The sequence below is a fragment of the Escherichia sp. WS547 genome, from assembly GCF_046486065.1.
In the GTDB taxonomy this organism is placed as follows: domain Bacteria; phylum Pseudomonadota; class Gammaproteobacteria; order Enterobacterales; family Enterobacteriaceae; genus Escherichia; species Escherichia coli.
Map to the genome: position 1 here is coordinate 1 of NZ_JBJQMA010000057.1, position 1,343 is coordinate 1,343.

A 1,343-nucleotide genomic window follows, 5' to 3' on the forward strand; every position below is an offset into this window, starting at 1 on the left:
CCCATAAGCGCTAACTTAAGGGTTGTGGTATTACGCCTGATATGATTTAACGTGCCGATGAATTACTCTCACGATAACTGGTCAGCAATTCTGGCCCATATTGGTAAGCCCGAAGAACTGGATACTTCGGCACGTAATGCCGGGGCTCTAACCCGCCGCCGCGAAATTCGTGATGCTGCAACTCTGCTACGTCTGGGGCTGGCTTACGGCCCCGGGGGGATGTCATTACGTGAAGTCACTGCATGGGCTCAGCTCCATGACGTTGCAACATTATCTGACGTGGCTCTCCTGAAGCGGCTGCGGAATGCCGCCGACTGGTTTGGCATACTTGCCGCACAAACACTTGCTGTACGCGCCGCAGTTACGGGTTGTACAAGCGGAAAGAGATTGCGTCTTGTCGATGGAACAGCAATCAGTGCGCCCGGGGGCGGCAGCGCTGAATGGCGACTACATATGGGATATGATCCTCATACCTGTCAGTTCACTGATTTTGAGCTAACCGACAGCAGAGACGCTGAACGGCTGGACCGATTTGCGCAAACGGCAGACGAGATACGCATTGCTGACCGGGGATTCGGTTCGCGTCCCGAATGTATCCGCTCACTTGCTTTTGGAGAAGCTGATTATATCGTCCGGGTTCACTGGCGAGGATTGCGCTGGTTAACTGCAGAAGGAATGCGCTTTGACATGATGGGTTTTCTGCGCGGGCTGGATTGCGGTAAGAACGGTGAAACCACTGTAATGATAGGCAATTCAGGTAATAAAAAAGCCGGAGCTCCCTTTCCGGCACGTCTCATTGCCGTATCACTTCCTCCCGAAAAAGCATTAATCAGTAAAACCCGACTGCTCAGCGAGAATCGTCGAAAAGGACGAGTAGTTCAGGCGGAAACGCTGGAAGCAGCGGGCCATGTGCTATTGCTAACATCATTACCGGAAGATGAATATTCAGCAGAGCAAGTGGCTGATTGTTACCGTCTGCGATGGCAAATTGAACTGGCTTTTAAGCGGCTCAAAAGTTTGCTGCACCTGGATGCTTTGCGTGCAAAGGAACCTGAACTCGCGAAAGCGTGGATATTTGCTAATCTACTCGCCGCATTTTTAATTGACGACATAATCCAGCCATCGCTGGATTTCCCCCCCAGAAGTGCCGGATCCGAAAAGAAGAACTAACTCGTTGTGGAGAATAACAAAAATGGTCATCTGGAGCTTACAGGTGGCCATTCGTGGGACAGTATCCCTGACAGCCTACAAAACGCAATTGAAGAACGCGAGGCATCGTCTTAACGAGGCACCGAGGCGTCGCATTCTTCAGATGGTTCAACCCTTAAGTTAGCGCTTATGGG

The 1,343-nt window shown here is 51.4% G+C and carries 1 protein-coding gene; it reads left to right on the forward strand.

What is annotated here, in order from left to right; all coding sequences use genetic code 11:
• Positions 1–57 precede the first annotated feature (57 nt).
• Complete coding sequence (locus tag ACJHWK_RS23880) at positions 58–1,170, forward strand: IS4-like element IS421 family transposase (RefSeq protein ID WP_001300563.1); 1,113 nt, start codon at positions 58–60, stop codon at positions 1,168–1,170.
• Positions 1,171–1,343: the final 173 nt, after the last annotated feature.